This is a genomic window from Novosphingobium mississippiense, assembly GCF_044029535.1.
Lineage (GTDB): Bacteria > Pseudomonadota > Alphaproteobacteria > Sphingomonadales > Sphingomonadaceae > Novosphingobium.
In genome coordinates this window covers 2,115,138-2,141,352 of sequence record NZ_CP147003.1, presented here as the reverse complement: position 1 = coordinate 2,141,352, position 26,215 = coordinate 2,115,138, and the positions used below count along the sequence as shown (strand labels likewise).

Below are 26,215 nucleotides of genomic sequence, written 5' to 3'. Positions count from 1 at the left end.
GGACCCGGCCGAATTGGGGAAAGTTAGGAAAGCGGGGATGCAGTCATGGCGTGCGTCACGGATCACATGTGGAACCGGACGCCGACCATGGCCGTCACGTCGTTGTAGCCTTTGCCGATATCGGCCCCGATGCTGGCCTGCAGGTCGACGTTGCGCATCTGCAACGTCGATCGCAGGTCGATCCGTCCGGTATTGGCCGCCGCTTGCGCACCCGAAGTCGTGAAGCGGTAGTTCGTCGCCCCGGCAAAGGACGCGGTGACCGAGCGATCGGTATCGAAGTCATGGACCCAAGCCGCCCGCAGCGTGGTGACCAGCGCCTTGCCCTGCGACAGGTCGATGCGGCTCGCGACATTGGTGCCCAGCAGGCTGCGCACGCGTGTCCAGTCCTTTCCGAAGAAGGCCAGGCCCAGCGTGGCATTGTCCTGATCCTCGCCGTGGCCTTCGACGAAGTTCGGCAGCGACAGGCGAGTGGCCTCGATGGCGGCGAACGGCTGGAACACCACGTTGCCATTGCCGAACTGGCGGGCAACCTGGGCACGGCCGGACCATGCGTGCATCTTGAAGCTGCCCCGCGCCTGCACGTTTCCGTCGGCATAGAGCCACATGTCGCGCAAGTAATCAGTATTGGCCACGCTGTAGAGCAGGTCCGCGCTGAGCGTCCAGGCGCCGGGGTGGAAGCCGCCATAGGCGCCCACGGTGTAGACCCTGGCCTTGCCCGAAGTGCTTGCCCCCGGAACCGAGAAGCTCTGCGGATCGAAGCCGAAGCTGGCGCCGACCACGCTGCGCGCATCCGGGCGATAGTCCCAACCACCCTGCACCACGTAGCCATCGGTGCGCGTATCGTGCGCCCCGTCGGTTCCGTCCAGCCGCTGGCGGCCGCCCTGTGCCGACATCCACAAGTTGCCCAGCGGTTCCTTGCGCCAGGGCGCGGCGAAGGTGCCGACACGGCTGACGATCTGATTGTCGATCACATCGTGGTTGTTGCCCACCGCAGTTAGCGCCGCGCTTTGCGCCGCGACCACGCCTTCGCCGGTCAGACTGTCGTAGACCGTGCCCAGTGCCCCCACCGTCGGGATCGAGATGATCGCGGCGGCCGTGGGCGCGAAGGCATCGGTCGGCGTCTGCTGGATCTGGTCGAGCACGTTGCCAATCATCGACTGGCGCGCGCTCAACCCGGCCGGAGCGAATTCGATCGTGTAACGGATCGCCTGCTGTGTGGCCGAGGGATAGTCGAGGGCGAAGCTTGCCACTGCCGAATTCGGCGCGACCAGCGTGACCGAATCCTGCCCGGTGATACCGCCGGCTGCCTCCAGGATCACCGCCTCGTTCGCCCCGGTCCGGGCGTGGCCCAGATTGAGGAGATTGGTGGTGACCTTGCCCGCCAGCACCGCCGCACCGGATACGACGACCCGGTCCGCAGTGTTGGTCTTCATATCAAGGTCAAGGTTGTACTCGCTCTGCGCCGTCAGCGTCAGGCCACCCTTCACCGCCAGTTGCGACACGACGCCGCCACCGCCCGGATTGAGGATGCCAGAGTTCACGAACGAGCCCGCACCCACGTTGACCAGCGAACCGGCCAGGAAGATCCCGCCATTGACGTTGGTGAAGCTGTTGACGCCATCGCCCAGGTCGATCGAGCCGACGATGGTGCCGGAGTTGACGATCGTGTTGTTGCCGCCCTCTGCATAGATCACCAGGCCTTCCTGCCCGTCCATGGTCTGCAGCGTGCCCGCCGACGTCACCGTGTTGTCCGCACCGCCCAGCAGCGAGACGGCATGGCCGCCAAGGCCGCCGACGACGTTGACCGCGCCGATATCCAGCGCAATCGCGCTGCCGCCAAGGCCGCCCGTGCTCTGCGCGACGAGGGCGCTGGAACCGGAACCGGTGGTCACCACATCGGCCTTCACGGTCAGGTTCACCGTATTGCCGATGCCGGAGCTACCCAGCACGCTGGCGCCCGAACCCACGGCCGCACCGCCGCCACCCACGGACTGGACGACCACGCCGTTGGCATTGGCGCCGCTGGTGCGGATCGCCGCGCCCACGGTGACGTCGACCGAACCGGCATCGACGCCGTTGGCGATCGCTGCAGTCTGAGCGATGGAGGCCATGCGGGCCGCACGCAGCGTGCTGACCGCGCTTGCATCCACCACGTCGAGGGTCTGGACCGTGCCGTCCGCGCCGACCACGGATGCCGCGCCACCGCCGCCGCCGATCGACTGCACCAGCAGCGCCGTCGAACCCGCGCCGGTGGTGGTGATCGTCTGGTTGATTGCAACCGAAACATCGCCACCGCTGCCGGTCGCGCCGTTCGAAGAGCCCAGCGTCAGCGTGCCGTCGGCATTCGCACCCACGGTGCTGACGTAACCGCCACCCCCGCCGATCGACTGCACAACGACACCCGCCGCACCCGCGCCAGTCGTCTGGACACGGCCATCGAGGGTGAAGTCGATAGTGCCGCCCGAACCGCTGGCCGCGCCGCCGAGATCGACGTTGGTGACCGTGCCGGTGCCACCGGTGTTGTCGAGGGTCGCCAGACCGCCGCCGCCGCCGATGGACTGCACGAGGATCGCATTGGCGCCGGTGCCGCTGGTGACGACATCCGCCTTCTGGTCGAGCGTGATATTGCCGCCGTCACCGCCTGCACCGCCGGTAGAGCCAGCTGCCAGAGTGATGTCACCCAGCGCTCCGCCTTCCATCGAGGACAGCGTGGCAACGCCGCCGCCACCGCCGATCGACTGGACAACCAATGCCGAAGCGAGATTGCCCGAAGTGCCGATGGCACCGGTGGAGGTCGTGAAGGTCACGTCACCGCCGTTGCCCGCCGTGGTCTGCGAACCGCCGACATTCAGCGAAGCGCCCGAGAGCGAACCGTCGGCCAGGCCAAGCGCCATCGTGCCCACGCCGCCGCCACCGCCGACCGACTGGGCGAGCAGGCCAAGGGCCCCGTCGCCTTCGGTCACGATCGTCGCGCTGTTGGCGATGGTGATCGCCGCGCCCGAACCGGCCGAGTCTCCGCTGCCGCCGACCACGGTGGACCAAACGGCATCGCCGCTGCCGAACACCACGTCGCCGGTAACGCCCTCGGTACCGCCGCCGCCGCCGATCGACTGCGCCGCGAAGCCGATGGCGCCTGCGCCCTTGGTCTGGATCTCGTTGGCGTTGGTCACGTCGATGACGTTACCGTCACCGGCCACGCCGCCGGTGCTGCCCACTTGCAGGGTCAGACCGTTGGAGCCGACTTCCAGCGGATCGGGCACGGAGAGCGCGACGTTGCCGCCGCCCGCACCGATGGCCTGTGCCAGCAAGCCGTAGGAAAGCGCGCCCGCCGTCTGGAGCACACCGCCCGAGAGGTTGACGACGACCTTGCCCTGCTTGCCGCTGATCCCTTCGCCCTGCGCGCCCAGCGTCAGGTTGACGCCATCGAACGCGCCTGCCTGCGCCGCGATGGCATAGGCCGACTGGCCGCCGCCGCCCGCGATGGACTGGGCCAGCACGGCGATGGAATCGTCCGCCATGGTGACGATGCTGCCGGTCGAAGTGACAGTGACGTCGCCGCCGTCGCCACCCGCGCCGCCGGTCCCGCCCACTTGCGTGTTCAGCGAACCGCCGGTGACCGCCAGCGAGCCGGTGAAGCCGCCCGCACCGCCGCCGCCGCCGATGGACTGGGCCAGGATGCCGACCGACGCCGCGCCTTCCACCAGGATCGTGCCGGTGTTGGTGACGGTGATGTCACCGCCATTGCCGCCAGCACCGCCGCTGCCGCCGAGGGCAGAGGTAAGGCCGCCAAGCCCGGTGCTGAGCGTGCCGGAAACCACCATGCCGGCCGTGCCGCCACCGCCGCCGATCGACTGCGCGAAGACGCCGTAGGACAAGTCGCCCTTGGCATCGATCACGCCGCTGTTGCTGACCGTGATCGTGCCGCCGTCACCGCCGGCTCCGCCCGAGCCGCCAAGGCTGGTCGTCGTGGAGCTGCCGGTGCTGAGCGAGCCGGAGATCGACATGCCGCCAAGGCCGCCACCGCCGCCGATCGACTGCGCGAAGACGCCGATCGAATTGGCTTCCAGCGTCTGGATCACGCCGCTGTTGGTCACCGCGATGTCGCCGCCGTTGCCGCCGCCGGCACCCGCGCCGCCGATGCTCTGGCTGATCGCGCCGCCTGCGCCGACGGAAAGCCCGCCGGCAAAGCCGCCCGCACCGCCGCCGCCGCCGACCGACTGGCCGAAGACCGCGACCGAACCCGCGCCTTGCGCCAGCACGTTGCCCGCATTGGTTAGCGTGATGGCGCCGCCATTGCCGCCACCGCCGCCGGAGCCTGCGCCGAGGGTCGAATTGACCGCGCCGCCAGTGGCAATCGTACCGTCGACCGCGAAGCCGCCGGAACCGCCGCCGCCGCCGATCGACTGTGCGAACACGCCGTAGGACAGGTCACCATCGACCACGATGGTCGCGCCCGCCGCGTTGGAAACGCTGATCGCGCCGCCGTCACCGCCGGCTCCGCCCGAACCGCCAAGCGTGTTGGACAGGCTGGAGACCGCGCCGCTCGCCGCCAGCGAGAAGCCGCCAAGGCCGCCGCCGCCGCCGACCGACTGGGCGAAAACGCCCGCCGAATTGGCGCCGCCGGCATGGATCTGCCCGCTGTTGCTGACAGTAATGTCACCGCCCTGGCTGGCATCGCCACCGGCACCACCGATGGTCGAGCCGAAAGCGCCGTCGCCAGAGCCAGTGAGGCCACCGGCGAAGCCACCGGCACCGCCGCCACCACCCACGGACTGGGCGAAGACCGCAACCGCGCTGGCGCCCAGCGTTTCGATGGTACCGCTGTTGGTCAGCGTGATCGTGCCGCCAAGGCCGCCGCCACCGCCGGCACCGCCGCCGATGGTCGACCGTGCATCGCCGGTCAGGGCCACGGTGGCACCGGCCGCGAAGCCGCCGTTGCCGCCGCCGCCGCCGATCGACTGCGCCTGGATGCCGTAAGCGAAGGCGCCTTCGGTGTAGACTGCGCCGCTGGTGTTCACGGTTATGTCGCCGCCGATACCGCCCGCGCCGCCGCTGCCGCCGATCGTGTCGGACACGGCATCGAGCTGCGAAGCTGCACCGCCGACGGCAAAGCCGCCGACACCGCCGCCGCCGCCGACCGACTGGGCAAGGATCGCCACCGCCTGGTCGCCGGCCGTCGCCACGAGGCCGCTGTTGGAGACCGTGATATTGCCGCCCGCACCGCCGTCGCCGCCGGCTCCGCCAACCGACGAACTGGCCGAGGCGCCTTCGGCCGAAAGGCCGCCGCCTGCCGCAAAAGCACCGGCACCGCCGCCGCCGCCGATCGATTGCGCGAAGATCGCAATCGAGGCGTCACCCAGCGTGACGATCTGGCCGGCATTGTCGATCGCAATCGTGCCGCCAAGCCCGCCTGCGCCGCCGATACCACCGCCGACGCCGTTCTCCACGTCGTCGCCCAGCGCCAGTGCGCCGCCGGCCGCGAAGCCGCCCGCACCGCCGCCACCGCCAACCGACTGCGCGAAGACACCGTAGGAAATGGCGCCATCGGTCTCGATCTTGCCGCCCGCCGCGTTGCTGACGATGATGTCACCACCGTCACCCGCCGTGCCGCCGTCGCCGCCGACCGTCTGCGAAACCGCACCGGCCTTGGAGGCCGCGCCGCCGGTCGAGAAGCCGGCAACACCGCCGCCGCCACCCACCGACTGCGCGAAGAGCGCGGTCGCATTGCTGCCGAGCGTCAGGATCGATCCGCCGTTTTCCAGCGCGATCGTACCACCCGAACCGCCCGCGCCGCCCGAGCCACCGACCGTGTTCGACGTCGCGCCGCCTTCGGCCGAGAGACCGCCACCGGCCGCGAAGCCACCGGCACCGCCGCCGCCACCGATCGACTGTGCGAAGATCGCAATCGCGCCCTCGCCCGCCGTCTGGATCGCGCCGAGGCTGCTGAGCGTGACGTTGCCGCCGATACCGCCTCCGCTGCCCGCGCCGCCGCCGACGCTGGAGTCCACGTCGCCTTCAAGGCTCAGCGCACCGCCCGCAGCAAATGCGCCCGAACCGCCGCCGCCGCCAATCGACTGCGCGAAGACCGCGTAGGAGAAGTCACCCAAGGTGGTGATCGAGCCGCCCGCGCCGTTGTCGATGGAGACTTCGCCGCCATCGCCGCCAGCACCGCCCGAGCCGCCGACCGTGTTCGAGGCGCTATCCGCCTTCGATGCGCTGGCGCCGACCGAAAAGCCGCCGGCACCGCCGCCGCCACCCACGGACTGCGCATAGACCGCCGTGGCATTGGCGCCTTCGGTGCGGATCGAACCCGTGTTGACCAGCGAAACCACGCCGCCGGCACCGCCGATGCCGCCCGCGCCGCCAACCGAGTTGGAGGCTGCGCCGCCTTCGATGGTCAGGCCGCCGCCCGCCGCAAAGCCGCCGGCGCCGCCGCCGCCGCCCACCGACTGGGCGAAGACTGCGATGGAGCCGTCCCCGGCCGTGCCGATCTTGCCGGCATTGCTAAGCGAAACCACGCCGCCGATGCCGCCGCCGGCACCCAGGCTCGCGCCGACCGACGAATTCGCGTCACCTTCAAGCGAAAGCGCACCGCCGGCCGAGAAGCCGCCCTGGCCGCCGCCGCCGCCGACCGACTGCGCGAACACTGCGTAGGACAGCGTGCCCAGCGTGACGACTTCGCCGTCCGCGCCATTGGCGACGGAGACTTCGCCGCCGTCGCCGCCCGCGCCGCCGCTACCGCCAACCACGGTCGAGGCACTGTCCGCCTTGGACGCCGAGGCACCCACGGCAAAGCCGCCCTTGCCGCCGCCGCCGCCGACCGACTGCGCGAAAATCGCGGTCGCATTGGCGCCTTCGGTCTGAACCAGGCCATCGGTCGTGATCGAAACCACGCCGCCGGCTCCGCCCGCGCCGCCCGAGCCACCAACGCTGTCGGATGCGGAGCCGCCCTCTGCGGTCAGGCCTGCACCCACCGCGAAGCCACCCGCGCCGCCGCCGCCGCCCACGGACTGGGCGAAGACCGCCACGGAGCCCACGCCCTTGGTCGCGATCGTGCCGGTGTTGTCGAGGCTGACGAGACCGCCAGTACCGCCGCCACCGCCGCTGCCGCCGCCCACGCCGGACTCGGCATCGCCTTGAAGGCTGAGGCCCGCGCCGGCCGCAAAGCCGCCCGAACCGCCGCCACCGCCGACCGACTGCGCGTAGACCGCGTAGGACAAGTCGCCATCGGTCGTGATCGTGCCGCCGTTGTTGGCGATCGTGACGTTTCCGCCCGCACCTGCCGCACCGCCGCTGCCGCCGACGAGGTTGGAGGCCGCGTCCGCGCTGGCCGCTGCCGCGCCGGCGGAGAACCCGCCGGCACCGCCGCCGCCGCCCACCGACTGCGCCAGGATCGCGGTCGCATTGGCGCCCAGCGTCTGGATCGTGCCGCTGCTGGTGACCGAGACGAGGCCGCCGTCGCCTCCGCCCGCACCCTGGCCGCCGACCGCGTTGCTGGCCGCGCCGCCCTTGACGCTGAGGCCGCCTGAGACGGCGAAGCCGCCCGAGCCGCCACCACCGCCGATCGACTGCGCCAGCACCGCCAGCGAACCGTCGCCGCGCGTGCCTATGTCGCCCGCGTTGTTGATCGAGACCACGCCGGCCGAACCGCCCGCGCCGCCCGAACCCGCGCCTACAGTCGAGCTGGCATCGCCTTCGAGAGCGAGACCCGCGCCGACCGAGAAGCCGCCCGAACCGCCGCCGCCGCCGATCGACTGCGCCTGGATCGCGATCGACATCGCGCCTTCGGTAACGATCGTGGCGTTCGCCGTGTTGACCAGCGTAACGTCGCCCGCCGAACCGGCCGTGCCGCCGTCACCACCGATGGAGGTATTCGCCGCGCCGCCCTTGGCCAGCGCGCCGCTCACCGCGAAGGCACCGTTGCCGCCGCCGCCGCCGATCGACTGCATCAACACCGCCGTGGCGTTGGCGCCCTGCGTCAGGATCGTGCCGTCGTTGTAAAGCGAGACCGTACCCGCCGAGCCGCCGCTGCCCGCACCGCCACCGATGGCGTTGGACAGCGTGCTGTCGCTGCCGCCGGCAAGGCCCGCGCCGACCGCAAAGCCGCCCGAGCCGCCACCGCCACCGATCGACTGCGCGAAGACCGCCACGGCGCCGTCGCCGCTGGTCTGGATCAGGCTGTAATTGTTGACGCCGACATTACCGCCGTCACCCGCCGCGCCGCCTGCGCCGCCGCCGACCGAGGAAGTCGCCCCTTCGGACAGCGAGAGTGCGCCACCCGTGGCGAAACCGCCCGAACCGCCACCGCCGCCGATCGACTGGGCAAGGATCGCGTAACCGAAGTTGCCGGTGGTCACGACCGTGCCGGTCGAGCCATTCGCCACTTCCACCGTGCCGCCATCGCCGCCCGCGCCGCCGCTGCCGCCAACCGCGTCGCTGGCCGATGCCGCCTTCGAGGCTGCCGCGCCCAGCGAGAAGCCCGCCGAACCGCCGCCGCCGCCGATCGACTGCGCGACGATGGCGGTGGAGCGATCGCCCAGCACCTGGATATTGCCGGTGGTGACGACCTTGACCGCACCGGCATCGCCACCGACGCCGCCCGATCCGCCAAGGCTGTTCGCCACGGCTTCGGAAGTGGAGGAGATCGTCAGCGAGCCGGAGAAGCCGCCGGTGCCGCCGCCGCCGCCGATCGACTGCGCCACCACGCCGTTCGATGCCGCGCCGAAGGTGTAGATGTCGCCGGTGTTCTGCACGGTGACCGTGCCCGCGTCCTGACCCGAACCGCCGGCGCCGCCAGTAGCGCTCGAAGCCGCCTTTTCGCCCAGCGCCAGCGTGCCGGCCACGGCGAAACCGCCCGAACCGCCGCCACCACCGATCGACTGCGCCAGCACGCCATCCGACAGCGCGCCGTGCGTCTGGATCAGCGCACTGGTCGAGACGAGGACATTGCCGCCCACACCGCCATCGCCGCCCGATCCGCCGGTGACGGCGCTAGCGCCCTCACCATCCGATGCCGCCGCCAGGCCGAGCGAGAAACCGCCCACGCCCCCGCCGCCGCCGATCGACTGCGCAACCACCGCCGCCGAGCCATTGCCCAGCGTGCCGAGCGCGCCGCTGAGCGTCAGGTCCACATTGCCCGCGTCGGAACCGATTCCGCCCGCACCACCGACCGAGCTGACCGCTGCACCGCCGCCCAGCGCCGCCGCGAGGCTGCCCGAGAAGCCGCCCGCGCCGCCGCCGCCGCCAATCGACTGGGCAAGCACCGCGTTGGTGGCATCGCCCGAAGTCAGAACCTGACCGGCCGAAACGACCGTGACATTGCCTGCCGCATTGCCGGCGCCGCCTGCGCCGCCGACACTGTCGGACGCGCCCGAGCCCTTGGTGGCAATCGCGCCCGACACGGAGAAGCCGCCGGTGCCGCCACCGCCGCCGATCGATTGCGCCACGATGCCGCGACTGTGATCGCCATCGACCTTGATGTTGCCGATCGAGGTCACGGTCACATTGTCGGCCGAACCGGACGATCCGCCCGCGCCGCCGGTAGAGCTAGAAACCGCATCCGCGCCCGAAAGCGCAAGACCGGCCGAGACCGAGAAGCCGCCGTTACCGCCGCCGCCGCCGATCGACTGCGCGACGATGCCAGTGGAATTGGCGCCGTGAGTGTAGATGTCGCCGGTATTGGCCACGTCCACAGTGCCGGCATTGCCGGCCGATCCGCCCGCGCCGCCGCCGATGGCGGAATTCGCCTCACCCTCGACGCTCAGCGCGCCGCCGACCGAGAAGCCGCCCGAACCGCCGCCGCCGCCGATCGATTGTGCCAGGATCGCGCCCGATTGCGCGCCGAAAGTCTCGATGCCGCCAGTGTGGGTGACGGAAACGTCGCCCGCATCGCCTGCCGAGCCGCCGTCGCCGCCGGTCGATTCCGCCGTGGCGCCGCCGCTGCTGGACAGCGCCGCGCCTACCGCAAAGCCACCCGCACCGCCGCCGCCGCCGATCGACTGCGCCAGCAGCGCCACAGATGCCGCACCTTTGGTGACGACATTGCCGTCCACCGCAACGCTGACGTTGCCCGCATTGCCCGAGGAACCACCAGCGCCGCCGCCGGTCGCCGATTCCGCATCGCCTTCGATCGAGGCCCCGGCACCGACCGCAAAGCCGCCCGAACCGCCGCCGCCCCCGATCGACTGCGCGACGACGCCGCGCGCCTGCGCACCGTCGGTCTGGATATCGCCATCGACCGACACGCTGACCGAGCCGGCATCGCCCGAGGAGCCGCCCGCGCCGCCGGTCGAATCCGAGGCCGCACCGCCCGAGGAAGAGAGCGCCGCAGAGACCGAGAAGCCACCGACGCCGCCGCCGCCGCCGATCGACTGGGCCAGCACGCCATTGGCCGCCGCACCCGAAGTGATCACCGTGCCGGTCTGGTCGACCGAAACATCCGAAGCCGAACCCGCCGCGCCGCCGGCGCCGCCGCCGACGCTGGACTTGGCGTCCGAATCCATCGAGGCGCCAAGGCCCACGGCAAAGCCGCCGACACCGCCGCCACCGCCGACCGACTGGGCGAAAATGCCGTTGGCCGACGCGCCGGAGGTCTGGATATCGCCGTCATGGCTGACCGAAACCGTGCCCGCGCTGCCGCCCGCGCCGGCCGAACCACCGACGCTGGTGCTGGTCGCGCCGCCTTCAAGGCTGAAGCCCGCGCCGACCGAGAAGCCGCCCGAACCACCGCCGCCGCCCACGGACTGCGCGAAGATGCCGTTCGAATTGGTGCCGCTGGTAACAATCGTGCCCACGTCGGAAACGAACACGTCCGCGCCGTCGCCGGCCGTGCCACCTTCGCCGCCACCAACGCTCGATTCCGCATCGCCTTTCATGGATGCGCCAAGACCCACGGCGAAGCCGCCGTTGCCGCCACCGCCGCCCACAGATTGGGCCAGGATGCCGTTCGAATTGGCGCCGCTGGTGCCGATGTCGCCTGTGCGGTCTATCGTGACGGTACCGGCATTACCGCCGCCGCCGCCAGAGCCGCCCACGCTGTCGCTGGTCGCCGTGCCATCGAGGCTGAGGCCCGCGCCGACCGAGAAGCCGCCGTTGCCGCCGCCGCCGCCGACCGACTGCGCGAAGATGCCGTTGGCCTGATCGCCCAGAGTGACGATCGTGCCGGTTCCGGTCACGGTCACATCGCCCGCGTCCGAACCGGTTCCCGCGCCGCCGCCGCCAACCTTGGAATCCGCATCGCCCTTGATCGAAACACCGAGGCCCACGGCAAAACCGCCGTTACCACCACCGCCGCCGATCGACTGCGCCAGGATGCCGTTCGATCCGGTGCCCTTGGTCTGGATGTCGCTGTCGGCATGGACGGTGACGTTGCCCGCGATCGCGCCGCCCGCACCGGCGCCGCCGACGCTGGTGGAAGACGAACCGCCCTCGCTGGAGAAGCCCGCGCCGACCGAGAAACCGCCGTTGCCGCCGCCGCCGCCAACCGACTGCGCGAAGATGCCGGCTGCCGCCGCGCCTTCAGTCCAGATCGTGCCTTCGGTGGTGACCGAAACGTCGCCCGCGGTGCCGCCGAGCGAACCGTCGCCGCCGCCCACATTCGATTCCGCGTCGCCCTTCAGTGATACGTCGAGGCCTACGGCAAAGCCGCCCGAGCCGCCGCCGCCGCCGACCGACTGCGCGAAGACGCCGTTGGAACCATCGCCCTTGGTGGTAATGCCTTCGCGCGCCACGACCGTGACGTTGCCGGCGTTGCCACCCGAACCGCCACCGCCACCAACGCTGTCGCTGGTGGAATCGCCTTCCGCGCTGAAGCCTGCGCTGACCGAGAAGCCGCCGGTGCCGCCGCCGCCGCCGACCGATTGCGCCAGCACGCCGTTCGACGCGGCACCTTCAGTGTAGATCGCGCCGGTAGTGTCTACGCTGACGTCGTCCGAATTGCCCGCCGCGCCGCCTTCACCGCCGCCGACGCTCGATTGCGCGTCGCCCTTGATCGAAACGCCCGCACCGACGGAGAAGCCGCCGTTGCCGCCGCCGCCGCCGACCGACTGTGCGAAGATGCCGTTGGCGATATTGCCGGTGGTCTGGATCTTGCCGACGTTGACGACCTCAACGGTGGAAGCGTTGCCGCCTGCGCCGCCGCTGCCGCCCACCTGGTTGGACGATGCATCGCCCTCGCCCGAGAATGCGCCGCCGACCGAGAAGCCGCCGGAACCGCCGCCGCCACCGATCGACTGCGCGAGGATACCGTTGGAACCTGTTCCCGATGTGACGACGGAATAGTCCGCGATGCCTGCGTTGGCGCCGGCCGTGGCCGAGACGCTGACCGTGCCCGCGTCATTGCCGGTGCCGCCGTTGCCGCCGACGCTCTGGGTATCGGAGTCGCCCTTGGCCGACAGGCTGGCAGAGACCGAGAAGCCGCCATTGCCGCCACCGCCGCCGACCGACTGCGCGAAGATGCCGTTGGCGATTTCGCCGGTGGTCTGCACGGTGCCCAGGCTGGTCACGTCGACATTGCCGGCAAGGCCGCCGCTGCCGCCGGTGCCGCCGCTGCTGTTGCCGATCGACTGCCCCTCGACCGTGGCCGAAGCCGTCAGGCTGAAGCCACCGTTACCACCGCCACCGCCGATCGACTGGGCCTGAATGCCCGCCGCAAGGTTGCCCGAAGTGCTGATGTTGCCGGTCGATCCGAGCGAGACATTGCCGGCCGTATTGCCGGTGCCGCCCGATCCGCCAATGCCGACAGCCACGGCATTGCCCACCGACAGCGAGAGCGCGCCGGCGAAACCGCCATTGCCGCCGCCGCCGCCCACGGATTGCGCGAAGAGGCCGACCGAACTGGCGCCGCTGGTGGAAATATCGCCGGTGCTGATCAGCGAAACGTCGCCCGCCTCACCGCCCGAACCGCCCTTGCCGCCGATCGCGACCGAGGCCGAAACGCCGTCACTGCTGGCGGTCAAAGTGCCGGAAACGGCGAAACCACCGTTACCGCCACCACCGCCGATCGACTGGGCAAGGATGCCGTCCGCCTGATCGCCCAGCGTCGTAATGTTGCCTTCGGAAACAACCGAAACCGCCTTGCCGGCGCCGCCCGAGCCGCCCGAACCGCCCAGCGCCAGCGCCGCCGATGCATATTGCGCGCCCGCGACGGCGACCGAGAAGCCGCCGTTGCCGCCACCGCCGCCGACCGACTGCGCGAAGATACCGTTCGACAGCGTGCCTTCGGTGTAGATATCGCCAGTGTTGGCCAGCGTGACCGTGCCCGCGTCGTTGCCGGTGCCGCCGGTGCCGCCGAACGAGAGCGCTGCCGCGCCGTACTGCGCGCCTGCGACGGCAGCGGAGAAGCCGCCGTTACCGCCGCCACCGCCGATGGATTGCGCGACGAGGCCACTCGACTGGTCGCCCTGCGTAGCGATCCGCCCGGTAGAGGTGAGCGTTACGTCACCCGCCGTGCCGCCCGCGCCGCCCTTGCCGCCGAAGCCGATGGCCACAGCGCCGTACTGGCCGCCCGCCGCGCTGACGCTCCAACCGCCATTGCCGCCGCCGCCACCGATGGACTGGACTTGCGCGCCGGCGCTGAAGTCGCCCTTGGTGACGATATCGCCGGTGTTGGTGAGATCCGCGTCGCCCGCCGCACCGCCGGTGCCGCCGGTGCCGCCGAAGCCGATGGCCGCCGCGCCGTACTGTGCGCCTGCGGCGCTGACGGAGAAGCCGCCGTTGCCACCACCGCCGCCGACCGACTGGGCAAACAGACCCTGCGAATAATTGCCCTCGGTCCAGATATCGCCGGTCGAGGTCAGCGTGACGTCGCCCGCCGCGCCGCCCGTGCCGCCGTCACCGCCGAACGAAAGCGCGACGGCGCCGAACTGGGCGCCCGATGCAGAGATCGCAAAGCCGCCGTTACCGCCGCCCCCACCGATGGATTGCGCACGCACGCCGGCCGAGAAGTCGCCCGAAGTCGTCAAGTCGCCATCGGAATCGACCGACACGTCGCCCGAGGAACCACCGTGGCCGCCGGTACCGCCCATCGACAGGCTGACCGCGCCGAACTGGCCACCTGCCGCCGAAATCGCGAAGCCGCCATTGCCGCCGCCGCCGCCCAACGACTGCGCGAAGATCGCATCGGCATTGTTGCCCAGCGTCTGGATGTCGCCCGTGCTGTCGATGCTGACATCACCCGAAGAACCGCCGGCGCCACCATCGCCGCCGAACGAGGCCGAGATGCCGCCGCCCTGGCCGCCCGAGGCCGCGATGGCACCGCCGCCATTGCCGCCGCCGCCGCCAACCGATTGTGCGAAGAGGCCTTGCGAGCTGTCGCCCTCGGTCAGAATATTGCCGGTGCTGACCAGCGTGACCTTGCCGCCGGTGCCGCCATTGCCCGCGCCACCGCCGAACGCCAGCGAGGCGCCGCCGGCCCAGCCGCCGCTGGCCGAAATCGCCAGACCGCCGTTGCCGCCGCCGCCGCCGACCGACTGAGCCAGGATACCGGCTGCCGCCGCGCCTTGCGTCCAGATGCCGCCGTCCGAGGTGACCGAAACTTCGTCCCCATCGCCACCGTTCGCGCCTGATCCGCCCATCGACACGCCTGCCGCGCCGATGCCACCGCCAGATACGGCCGCCGAGAAGCCGCCGTTACCGCCGCCGCCGCCCACCGACTGGGCGAGGATGCCGTTGGACAAGTCGCCGATCGTGGTGATCGTGCCGGAGCTGTCGACCGTCACCTTGCCGGCCATGCCGCCGTTGGCGCCGCTGCCACCGAATGCCGCCGACATCGCGCCCACGCCGCCTGCCGAGCCGGACACCGCAAAGCCGCCGTTGCCGCCACCGCCGCCGACCGACTGCGCGAAAATGCCGTTGGAGCTGACACCCTCGGTCGCGAGATCGCCCGTCGAGGAAACGGTGACGTCGTCACCCGCGCCGCCGTTGCCGCCGCCGCCGCCGAAGGTCAGGCTGGCCGCGCCCGCCGCGCCGCCGGCAAGGCCGACCGCGAAGCCGCCGTTACCGCCGCCACCGCCGATGCTTTCAGCGAAGATCGCGTCGGACTGGGTGCCCTTGGTCGAAATGTTCCCCACGGAAACGACGGTGACCTTCGAACCGTCCGAACCGGCGCCGCCGACGCCGCCGAACGTCGAGGTGATCGCCCCGACGCCGATCGCCGCGCTCGCCGCGAAACCGCCGTTGCCGCCGCCGCCGCCGACCGACTGCGCGAAGATCCCGCGCGACTGTTCGCCTTCGGTAGAGATGGTCGTCGCGCTCTGCACGTCGACCAGGCCGCCCGTGCCGCCCACGCCGCCGGCGCCGCCGTAGCTCATCGTCAGCGAACCGCCGAGCGAGGCGCCCGCTGCGACCGAGAAGCCGCCGTTACCGCCGCCGCCGCCGACCGAGCTGGCAAGAATGCCATCCGAAAGATCGCCCTTGGTCGCGATCGATCCCTGCAGGCCCACGCGCACTGCGCCGCCCGCACCGCCGGATCCACCCGAACCACCGAAAGCGATCGACGCCGTCGCGCCAAGGCCTGCAGAGGCCGAAAGCGCGAAGCCACCGTTGCCGCCGCCGCCGCCGACCGACTGCGCGAACAGGCCGGTCGAACGGTCGCCGAACGTTTCGATATAGGCCGCGCCCATGCTGGAGCTGGCGGTTGTGCAGGCCGAGTTGGTATTGACGCAGATGTCGCCGCCGGCACCGCCGCCGCCGCCCGAACCGCCGAAGGCGGCGCTCACGAAGAGCCCCGCCGAAACTGCCGAACCACCATTGCCGCCGCCGCCGCCGACCGACTGCACGAAGATCGCCGTGGCATCGTCACCCGATGTGGAGACCAGGCCGGTATGGTCCAGGACGACCTTGCCGCCCTTGCCGCCGTTGCCGCCATCGCCGCCGATCGCCAACACGCCGGTGCTGGAACCGCCGTTGCCGCCGCCGCCGCCGATCGACTGCGCGATGATGCCCAGGGCCCCATCGCCCTTGGTAGTGATCGTCCCGCTGTTGGATACGGTGACGATCCCGCCGGCGCCGCCGCCGCCGCCCGAACCGCCGATCGAGATCAGACCGGTCGAGCTGCCACCGTCGCCGCCGCCACCGCCGACCGACTGGGCCTGGATGCCGATGGAGCGCACGCCCGCCGTCGAGATCGAGCCGCCGTTGGTCACCGTGACATTGCCGCCCGGGCTGGTGCCCGAACCGCTGCCGCCGATCGCGGCAAGGCCGGTCGAATTGCCGCCGGAACCGCCGCCGCCGCCAACCGATTGCGCGAAGATGCCGCGCGCATAATCGCCAGTGGTCTTCAGCGCGCCTTCATTGTCGACGATCACGGTGCCGCCAAGGCCGCCACTCGCACCCGAACCGCCAAGGCCGACCAGACCGACCGAACCGGAGCCCGAACCGCCGCCGCCACCGACCGACTGCGCGAAGATCGCATCGGCCCATGCGCCCGAAGTGGTGATCGATCCGCCGGACGTCTGGCTTACCTGTACCAGGCCGCCATTGCCACCGCCCGCGCCCGATCCGCCGAGCGAGACGAGCCCGCCAGTGCCGGCCGCCGAACCGCCGCCGCCGCCGATGGACTGCGCGAAGATGCCCTTGCCCGAATAGCCGGTGGTCACCATCGTCGCGCCCGAAGACACGATAACGGTATTGCCGTTGCCGCCGCCGGCGCCGGTGCCTCCCAGAGCCGCGAGGCCGCCGCTCACGCCGGCGTTGCCGCCGCCGCCGCCGATCGACTGGGCCAGAACGCCGTAGGAGCCGATCCCCGCCGTCGACACGAAGGCGCCTTCGTCGATGCTGATGTTGACGGTGCCGGCGTCGCTGCCCTGGCTACCGGAACTGCCCAGCGCGACCGCGCCGATCGTCGTGCCCCCGTTGCCGCCGCCGCCGCCCACGGACTGCGCGAAGAAGGCATGCGCATAGTCGCCGGTCGTCTTCGTGGAGGAATCGGAACTCGCGGTAATCGTGGCATTGCCGCCGGGGCCGCCCGCGCCGCCCGAGCTGGAGTCGGCGAAAACGCCGCCGCTGGTGCCGCCGCTGCCACCCGAACCGCCAATCGACTGAGCCAGCACGCCGTGCGCGCCATAACCCGATGTCTGGACGACGCCGTCCTGGTTGACCTGGACATCACCCCCCTTGCCGCCGAAGCTTCCGCCGCCGCTGGAAGCGACAAGGCCGAAGCTGTCGCCGCCGCTGCCGGCCGTACCGCCAAGGCTCTGCGCCAGAATACCGATCGAGCCGGCACCACTGGTAGCAACGCTGCCGTTGTTGGTTACCGCAGCGTTGCCGCCCACGCCCGGCGAACCACCGCCCGAACCGCCACCGGAAAGCCAGCCATCGCCGCCAGCACCGCCCTTGCCTGCCGAACTGCTGACCAGGATGCCGTAAGCATTGGTGCCGGTAGTGACGACGCTGGCATTGCTGACGAGATTGACGTTGCCGCCCACGCCGGCCGTGCCGCCGGTACCACCGTCGGAGCCCAGATAGCCGTCACCACCGTTACCGCCGTTGCCACCGATGCTCTGGACGATAACGGCCGCAAGCCCGCTGGACTGCGAGCTGATCGATCCGTTGACCGTATCGGTGATGTTCGGGCCATTGGAACCCGAACCGCCGTCTCCGGCGGAAATGAACAGCAGGCCGATATGACCGTTGCCGCCGCTGCGGCCGCGCTGGACGTTGCGGTAGGTATTGTCGCCTGGATTGCTGGGCAGCGCGATCGTATCGGCACCGGTGGCATTCGTCGCCGGCGCGATCGAGGTCACGGCGGCATTGTCGCTGATCTTGTCGTTGGCGGAGTTCGAGAGCTTGACCGAGGTCACCGTCCCGTTCCCGTCCTTGGTGACTTCGGTGACGGTATAAGTGGTGCCGGAAACTTCGAACGTCTGGCCGACCTCATCCGCCAGCAGGATGACGTTATCGCCGTCCGTCTTCACTTGGGCGGGCGACAGGACTTCCGTGACAGTCTCGAACGCGCCGGTTTCCGGGTTCTTGATCTGCGCGCCGACCTGCGGCGTCGTGATGGGAGATACCGCGGGCGTGGGCGTGGGGGCCGGAGTGGGCGTGGGCGTCGCGGAAGCTTCCATCGGCACCATGCCGCCCAGAACCATCATCGCCGCCAGCGTGGCGGCGGACGCCCCCATCCGAAGCTTGCGCGCCGGGCGGCTTGCCGCCTCAGCTTCGCTGGACAGACGGCTGGTCGCCTCGCCTTCGGTCGAACGGCCGGCGAATGGTTCAAAGATGTTCAAGGTAAGCCCCCCCGGCTCTGGACCGGTAATCCGCTCCGCCCACCCTCCCCGGGGCAGGTTTCCGAGGCTGTACGGCACGCGCCAAACAGCAGGAATCCGGAACAACACATAAAATTTCAGGAAAATTATTCTCTTATGCGAATTTCAAGAGAACATGTTTCCAGCCGTTTTCCTGGCGTTCGGGCGCAGGAAACCACCCCACCCGCTTTCACGCATGCACGAAAAGCGGGTGGGTGATGGATCGATTATGGATCAGGTTTGGCCGGCGATCGCCGCCAGCGCTTCCCACTTCGCCTGCGATGCGATCTGCGCGTGGATCGCCGGCAAGGCCCCGGCATCGCGCAGTCGCAGGAAGGAATCGGCCGGCAGTGCCTCGAAACGGGCGCGATCGACCGAGCGGTATTCCACCAGCAGGCTGGGCGCGGTGGCGCCGGGCGCGGTGTAATGAACGCTCTTCACCTCGAAGAGGTCGAATTCATCCAGAAGCTCAATCAGCAGGCGCGTGCGGGCCTGTGCTGCTTCGTAGTTTTCGCAGAAGCGCAGCGCCTGCAAGGTCAGTTCGGTGGGCGTGCCATCATCGAACAGCGCAACCGCGCCTTCATCGCCCTTGTTCGCCACACGGCCCGAAGCGTGATCGAGGCAGAGGATCAGACGATCGCTACCCTCGTCGCGCGCAAACACGAAGGGGTAACGGCGCAGGTAGGCGGGAATGTAGGCGCCAAGGCGGTATCCACCCTCCGTCACGAACAGGTTCTTTTCCGCTTCAAGCGCGGTGACCACGTAGGGTTGGCGATCATCGCCGAAGAACAGGATCGGATAGTCCAGCGCGGCGCGCTCGAACTCGTCGACCGAAAGCTGCACCATCGGCGCACCGGCGGCGAAACCGAAATCGGTGGGCGCAACGACCACCGCCGAATTGGCATGGGTGGCGCCATGAACCGGGCGCGGATCGCGATAGAGCGGCAGGCTGCCGTTCACTTGTGGAGCCGCCGCCGCCTTCTGCGCTGCGTCGGTTGCCTTGCGATTTTTCTGCTTCGATTCCGTCATATGCCCCACCAGTAAATTCCAAAGTCCGTCGCGCACCGGCCGCATCGCAAGCGATGCCCCATGGCCGGCAAATGAACATCGTTCACGTGTTAGATCAGCGACTTACAAGCCGCGCCCTTAGTGCAAAGGTTTACAGGGGCGCAAGCATGTGTGTCGCCTTTCTTTCGGCGTGTCGCCAAATTAGCGCAATCCGTTCATCTACTTATAGACGCAATCCCGCCAGGAACGGCGGTTTACGCGCTTTTAACCAAGCTTTTGCGGTGAGCCGAGAAAGGGGTGATTTCCGACATCGATGTCAGCAATTTGTCAGGCCTGTCGGATATTTCGAAATAGTCGTTTTTCAGCAGCGTGTTAACTGACGACCTGAGCCCGATCGCAAGCGCGATTGCATAAATCGATCCGATTACCGCCCTTGTATTCCTGGCGTGAACACCGCACTATGCTGCAATGCACAATTACTCGATCCCGGATGCTCGCGCATGAGCGAGACCCGCATGCAGATCATGGCTGCCATTGCACACCAGCGCACCGTGATGACCCAATACAACGGCGCCGCCATCAAGCTGGCGCCGCATCTGCTGTTCGAACGTCATGGCGATCTGTTCGTCAGCGCGCTGAACATGAGCAAGGCCTGGCGTACGCCCGAGGAGCAGCGGCTGGGTCAGTTCAAGCTGGCCGGGCTCTCGGAAGCGCAAATGCTGGAAGAAACGTTCGCGCCACTGCCCGGTTACGAAGCCACGTTGCCACGCGAAGGCGACAAGCTGGTACTGGCGCTCTGATCAAGGCAGACGTCGGAATTTGAGGGCTGCGGATAGTCTGATCGCCTTTTGGGCCGCTATCCGGAAGCAAGTTCCAACGCGTAAAATCGCGTGTCCACAGCCATGCGCGGAAAGCTTGCCGGAAGGTCTGCCACATCGATCAGGCGAAAGCCGTGCTTTTCGTAAAAGCGATGCGCGGCGAGGAAGCGGTCGGTCGTACCAAGATAGACCTCCCGCATCCCCGCCGCGCGCGAGCATTCGAGCAGCCGGGCCAGAAGCGCCTGCGCCACGCCGAATTCCCTGCCCCGGAATTCGGCCGTAACGAACATCTTGCGCAAGGCCCCCATCTTGCGTCCGATGTCCTTCATCGCGATCGTGCCGACGATCCGCCCGTCAAACTCCGCGATCAGGAATTCGCCGGAACCGGTCTGGTAAAAGGCCGGAACCGCGCGAAGATCGGGTTGATCGTCGGCCGTGATGGCAAGGCCGAATTCCTCCCGCTGGATCGGGAGGATCACGTCGACGACGCCCTGTTCGTCCGCAGGAACGAAGGGCCGGATCACAAGGCTGCTCATGCCCGCCGGTTAGGCAGCGCAACGGATCAAGGCAAGAGATCCGCCGCGCTGTCGCTGGGAGCCTTTATGAAGCCGTCATCAGGAATCCGCGTCCTGCTTGACGTTGGCGTCTTCCGCCGAGACGAAGCCATCGTGGTTGGCATCATGGCGCAGGAACATCGCCCAGCCCGATGCATCGAACTCGGCATGGGTGATGCCGCCGGACTTGTCGCTGTCGAGAACGCCGAAGCGCACCTCTGCCTGGCGCATCTGGCGGGTGCGCTCTTCCTCGCGCGAGGCGGCGGGTTCGGTCAGCAGTTCCTTTTCCAGCCGCTCGCGATAGTCACCGACATATTCGTCGTGAGACAGCACACCGTCGTGATTGCGGTCCATCCGCGCGAATTCGGCGTCGCGGCCGCGCTGGTATTCGTCCTTGCCAACCTTTCCGTCACCATCAAGGTCCTGCTCTTTGATGAAGGTGGCCCGGTCGTGAGAGGCGGCCTGGGCAGTGCCGAAGGCAGTCAGGGATGCTGCGAGGGCGAGGGCAATCTTGATCGTGTTCTTGGTCATGGGTCTTCTCATTCGCTTACGGAATAGGTCAGGGCATAGGTGTAGCTGCGTGCCGGATCGCTCCCGGCGGCGTTCACGCGATGGCGGGTCATCGCGAAGTAGAGGCCCGGCTCCGGCGCGGTGATGCTGAAGCGGCCTTGCGCATCGCTGGTGATCAGCGGCAGGCGGCGGTTCTCAAGCTCGCCCGGCCGGGCTGCCTCCACCTCAACATCGGCATTGGCCAGCGGCTTGCCGTTGAACAGAACCTGGAATTCGGCGGGCTTTCCGACGCGTATCGCCGCCGGGTGCGTGATCGCGCGATATTCGATGCCCTTGCCGGTGGGCGCCAGCGCTGCCTGCGTCGGGCTGCCACGGCTGACGTAGGTTTCCGCCTTGGTCATGCTCTGCATGTCCACCGGCGTCACCCCGGCGGGGAGCGGGCGGCGTGGGTCAATGAATTCCCATTCGCCATCTATCAGCGCGGCCTTGGCGACACGCCCCTGTCGTTCGCCACTGCTGATGCGATACGTGCCATCGGCCGGCGTCGGTACTTCCAGCACGGCAAGATCGCGGAGCATTACCGGCTTCAGCGGCGCTGCCTGCCCATCGGGACCGATCACCTGATAGGCGTCCGACGGCATGGCGATGGCCGGCACAAAGACATGTTCACTGAAGGCCGCTTCCACGGTCACGTGATCGGCCTGCCCCAGCGTGAAGGCGTTGGGCAGCAGATAGGGCGAATGCGCGAGCGCCGGTGCCGCCGCAAGCACCGGAAAGGCGCAGCCGGCCAGGGCGAGCGCCAGCCGGAGTCGGTTTGAACGAGTCATGTAATCCATCCCCTGAAAAAGCGAATGCGCGGCTCGTCTCACAAACTCTATTGCGAATCAATAGCAGTAAGATAAATGAGCGGCGTTGGCGCTCTTGGGGACGCGCCTGGGGCTCTCACTTTTCGGCGGGGAATCGCGGTCACTCGCGACGTTTCCGCCTCTTCTTATTGCTATTGCCTCGCATTCGTGGAAAGGAATCATGTGATGGATATGGGTCTGCTGACAGGAACGAGCAAAGCGAGCATCGGCTGGGCCGTTGCGGCGCTGATGTTTGCCGTTCCCTGCACCCCTGCGCTGGCGCAGACGACGGATGGCGCCTCGAAGGACAATGCGGTTCGCCTGGGCAGCTTCCCGGTCAGGGCGAGCGCGGAAACCGACGATGCCGATGCCGATCACAGCAGCATCGGCAAGCCGCGCGTGCTGACCACCACGACCACGGCAGAAACGCTGCGCGAACGCATGGTGGACAGCCTTTCGGACTATGCCCGCCGCGTCGATGCCGGCGTGAACTTCAATCCGAATAACAATTCGATCAACATTCGCGGGCTTGATTCGAACCGCGTGCTGACCACGATCGACGGCATTCGCACACCTTGGCTGGAAGACGGCGCGCGCGGCGTGCAGGGCGGCGTCGCCTCGTTCGATTTCAACTCGCTAAGCGCGATCGACGTGGTGAAAAGCGCCGATTCCAGCTTCTTCGGCACTGGCGCGCTGGCCGGTACGCTAGCGCTGCGTACGCTCGACCCGGAAGACCTGCTGGTAGACGGCAAGACGCAGGCCGGCCTTGGCAAGGTGACCTATGACAGCGCCAGCGACAGCATCTTCCTGAACCAGGCCGCCGCCGTGCGCAGCAAGGATACGCTGTTCCTGATCCAGGGCGGCTACCAGAACGGCAACGAGACCAAGAACCAGGGCAACACCGGCGGCACCGGCACCACCCGCACCGATCCGAACCCGGCCAGCTATGACCAGCTCAACCTGCTGGTAAAGCTGCACCAGTACCTGCCGGGCGGCCATCGCCTGGGCCTGACCGGCGAAATCTTCTCCCGCGATTACAACGAGAACACGCTGACCAGCGTCGGATCGACCTATTCCACCTACCTCACCGACGAGAAGACCAAGCGCAAGCGCATCTCCGGCAGCTACGACTATCAGGGCGAAGGCGGCACCATCCGCGAGGCGCATCTGGTCGGCTACTGGCAGCGCAGCAACCTGCAGACCTACACCGACGGCACGCGCAAGACCGCGCCGATCGGCCAGTACATCCGCGACAGCGACCTGCAGGTGGAGATGTTCGGCCTGAACGGCAACATCACCGCCGATTTCCAGACCGGCCCGATCTCCCACGCGGTGACCGTGGCGGGCGAAGCCTATCGCACCAACACCAGCCAGTACGCCGCTGGGCAGGACAACTGCACCGCCGCGATCTATTCCTGCTCGTTCCTCCATGTGAACCAGTCGGACATGCCCACCGTCCACGGCACCGACCTGGGCCTCGTCATCCAGGACCGCATCGGCTTCGGCGCGGCGGATTGGCTGCACGTGACGCCGGGCATCCGCTACGACTACTACCGCCGTTCGCCGCAGGACACGCCCACCTACACCCAGAACGCCGCCTATGAGGGCCTGCCCGCAAAGTCTTCGGACACGCGCTGGTCGCCCAAGGTCTTGGTGGAGGCGCAGGTACTGTCGAAGCTGACGCTTTACGGCCAGTATTCGCAGGCCTTCCGCGCGCCGTCGGCCACCGAGCTTTACCTTACCTACGGCGGCACCGGCAGCTACGTCAGCATCGGCAACCCGGATCTGAAGCCCGAAACCAGCAAGGGCTACGAGTTCGGGGCCCGCTTCGGTGACGACAAGCGGGGCCTGCGCGTGGCCTATTACCACAACAACTATCGCAACTTCATCGATACGGTGACGACCACGGCTGCCGCCGCCGGCCTGTCCGGCAGCTTCCCCTTCGGCGTGTTCAAGTACATGAATCTCGACCGCGTGCGCATCTACGGCATCGAGGCGAGCGGAAACTGGGAATTCTCGAAGAGCTGGCGGACCTGGACCTCGATCGCCTATGCCAATGGAAAGAATACCGAGGACGACTATCACCTGAACTCCATCCCGCCGCTGCGCGCGGTGCTGGGCGTGGGCTACAGCCACGAGAACTTCGGGCTGGACCTGTCCGGCACGGTCGCCGCATCGCGCAACAAGGTGGAAAATCCGGCGTCGGACCTGAACAAGACGCCCAGCTATGGCATCATCGATGCAACCGCATGGCTGCGTCCTGCGTTCGCGGAGGGCTTGCGCATTCAGGTCGGTGTCTACAACCTGCTGGACAAGACCTACTACAACGCGCTCGACCTGCCGGACAGCGGCAGCATCGGCAAGCTGTTCTATTCGCAACCCGGCCGCACCGTGAAGGCGACCGCGCTGATTTCATTCTGACCCGTTCTGAAAGGCCCTTACCGGATCATGACCCAACCTGCTGACAACGCGCTGGCACCCACCCTGGTGCAATCGCTTCGCGCCGGGACGCACGACATGCATGATCGCCTGGACAAGGCGATCATGGCCGCCGACCCCTTCGCCAGCGTGCCGGGCTATGCCCGCTTCGTGGAGATGCAGTACCTGTTCCACCGCGACATCGCCGCGCTCTATTCGGTGGAGGCCCTGCAGTACGTGCTGCCGGGCCTTGCCGAACGGCAGCGGATAGACCTGATCGCGGCGGACCTGGCCGATCTGGACCGCGAACTGCCAGAGGCCGATGGCCCTCCGGCATTCGCGGCCGGCACGGCAGTGGACGTGCCCACCGCACTCGGCTGGCTCTACGTTGCCGAAGGCTCGAACATGGGCGCGGCGTTGCTGCGCAAGGAAGCCGCCAAGATCGGCCTTTCGGACAATCACGGCGCGCGCCATCTCGCCCCGGCATCGGAAGGTCCGGCGGCGCACTGGCGCGCTTTCGTGGCGGGGCTGGATGCGGCCAATCTCACCGAAGAGGAAGAAGAGCGCGCCGTGGCGGGCGCCAAGGCCGCATTCGAACGCGTCCGGTCGCTCGCCGATGCCCGCTTCGCCTGAGCGGCCCGACACTACCGACGTCCTGCTCAAACGCGGGCGGGCAGCGCGCTGGGTCTGGCTGACGCTGGGCCTGGCGTTGGTCGGCGTGGGGGTGATCGGGATCTTCGTCCCGCTGCTGCCGACGACCGACTTCATGATCCTCGCCCTGCCTTGCTTCGCGCGGTCTTCACCGCGTCTGGAAGCCTGGCTGCTCAATCATCCCCGCTTCGGCCCCGGGCTTCGCGCCTGGCGGGCGGAGCGGGCGATCCCGCGTCACGCCAAATACGCTTCGTGGATCGGCATGACGATCGGCTTCACCTCATTTTGCCTGCTGGCACGGCCGAGCCTGATGGTGGCGCTGCCCGTGGCGGCGCTGCTGCTGTGCTGCGCCATCTGGGTAGGGCGGCGGCGAGAGCCGGGGCAAGTAACGACCGAAGTGGAAGCGGAAAACGCTTAGACGGGGTGATTAGCGTTCCTGCAGTCTGCGGCAGCTAACCTCAATTATCCTGTTCAATTTGCCATTCCGAATTCGCCAACGTAGCGGATAAAACCGGCCTGTCAGGAACCGCCAGCATGGCTGTTCATCGACAGAAAAGTCCCTGGATCGTAATGCTCTGGATCTTGCACTTCAAGGGACTTGGAAATGCGCTCTCGGCGTTGGGCTTCGTATTTGCAGACAATCTCAAAAATCAGAGCGATCTTTGGCATTTCCCCAATGTCTAATAAATATGAACCTGACACATTGGGCCTTACCCGCGAACTCTTAAGTTCAGTTCTCAGTCGGGCCGATTACACTGTGATTGGCAATGCCCCCCTAGATGATGGCGGGATTGATTTTGTCATATCCAAGAAAGATGGGCCGGCAGTCATTGCTATGATAGCTGTCGAAATCGATCATCTAGGCGACGCGCAACTTCGCGAGCACCCGACATATGGAATGCAGCTTAGCGATCGCTGGATAGCGGCATGTATTGAAGCTCAGCCGCAGCAGTCAGTCGTTCGGAGTGTTCTTCGAGATGCAGTCGACAATTTAAAATTGACCAAAGCGATTGGCGGTGTTGATAAAAAAACTGGTAATGTAGTGCTCACACCGGTAAATGTAGAATAAAACTCATCTTGATGATCTAAAAAATTGCCGATCCTCCGCCCTTGAGTCTCGAAAAGCGCGGCCTTCTGACACCATGAAATAGTTTTTTTGGCTATGCTTG

Annotated in this window: 10 protein-coding genes; 5 read left to right on the top strand and 5 right to left on the bottom strand. The window is 68.1% G+C overall.

All coding sequences use genetic code 11. The features are described from left to right. Window positions 1-62: 62 nt before the first annotated feature. Both WBP06_RS27840 and WBP06_RS27835 read right to left on the bottom strand, forming a co-directional pair. Window positions 63-18,224, bottom strand: coding sequence for a hypothetical protein (locus WBP06_RS27840; RefSeq protein WP_395335958.1), 18,162 nt, complete (start codon window positions 18,222-18,224; stop codon window positions 63-65). Window positions 18,225-18,476: 252 nt separating this feature from the next. Further along, window positions 18,477-19,271 (bottom strand): SapC family protein, encoded by a 795-nt coding sequence (locus WBP06_RS27835; RefSeq protein WP_395335956.1) that lies wholly within the window; start codon window positions 19,269-19,271, stop codon window positions 18,477-18,479. Window positions 19,272-19,750: 479 nt separating this feature from the next. Between WBP06_RS27835 and WBP06_RS27830 the strand changes: the two genes are divergently transcribed. Then, window positions 19,751-20,050 (top strand): hypothetical protein, encoded by a 300-nt coding sequence (locus WBP06_RS27830; protein WP_395335954.1) that lies wholly within the window; start codon window positions 19,751-19,753, stop codon window positions 20,048-20,050. 56 nt (window positions 20,051-20,106) lie between these two features. Here the strand turns inward: WBP06_RS27830 and WBP06_RS27825 are convergent, their stop codons facing one another. The 3 genes from WBP06_RS27825 to WBP06_RS27815 all read right to left on the bottom strand — a co-directional run bounded on the left by WBP06_RS27825 (window position 20,107) and on the right by WBP06_RS27815 (window position 21,959). After that, a complete protein-coding gene (locus WBP06_RS27825) occupies window positions 20,107-20,604 on the bottom strand; it encodes a GNAT family N-acetyltransferase (RefSeq protein ID WP_395335952.1) in 498 nt (165 codons plus the stop codon). Between the two features lie 78 nt (window positions 20,605-20,682). Further along, window positions 20,683-21,153 carry a hypothetical protein gene (locus WBP06_RS27820; protein WP_395335949.1) on the bottom strand — a complete coding sequence of 157 codons (471 nt, stop codon included), beginning with the start codon at window positions 21,151-21,153 and terminating at the stop codon, window positions 20,683-20,685. Between the two features lie 8 nt (window positions 21,154-21,161). Further along, complete coding sequence (locus WBP06_RS27815; RefSeq protein ID WP_395335947.1) at window positions 21,162-21,959, bottom strand: DUF4198 domain-containing protein; 798 nt, start codon at window positions 21,957-21,959, stop codon at window positions 21,162-21,164. Between the two features lie 204 nt (window positions 21,960-22,163). Between WBP06_RS27815 and WBP06_RS27810 the strand changes: the two genes are divergently transcribed. From WBP06_RS27810 to WBP06_RS27795, 4 genes are all read left to right on the top strand, one after another. After that, a complete protein-coding gene (locus WBP06_RS27810; RefSeq protein WP_395335945.1) occupies window positions 22,164-24,398 on the top strand; it encodes a TonB-dependent hemoglobin/transferrin/lactoferrin family receptor in 2,235 nt (744 codons plus the stop codon). 27 nt (window positions 24,399-24,425) lie between these two features. Beyond that, a complete protein-coding gene (locus WBP06_RS27805; RefSeq protein WP_395335942.1) occupies window positions 24,426-25,028 on the top strand; it encodes a biliverdin-producing heme oxygenase in 603 nt (200 codons plus the stop codon). Next, window positions 25,012-25,464 (top strand): YbaN family protein, encoded by a 453-nt coding sequence (locus WBP06_RS27800; RefSeq protein ID WP_395335940.1) that lies wholly within the window; start codon window positions 25,012-25,014, stop codon window positions 25,462-25,464. Before WBP06_RS27805 ends, WBP06_RS27800 begins: the two co-directional genes overlap by 17 nt. A gap of 258 nt (window positions 25,465-25,722) precedes the next feature. Then, window positions 25,723-26,115: a hypothetical protein gene (locus WBP06_RS27795; RefSeq protein WP_395335939.1), complete on the top strand. Its 393-nt coding sequence runs from the start codon at window positions 25,723-25,725 to the stop codon at window positions 26,113-26,115. Window positions 26,116-26,215: the final 100 nt, after the last annotated feature.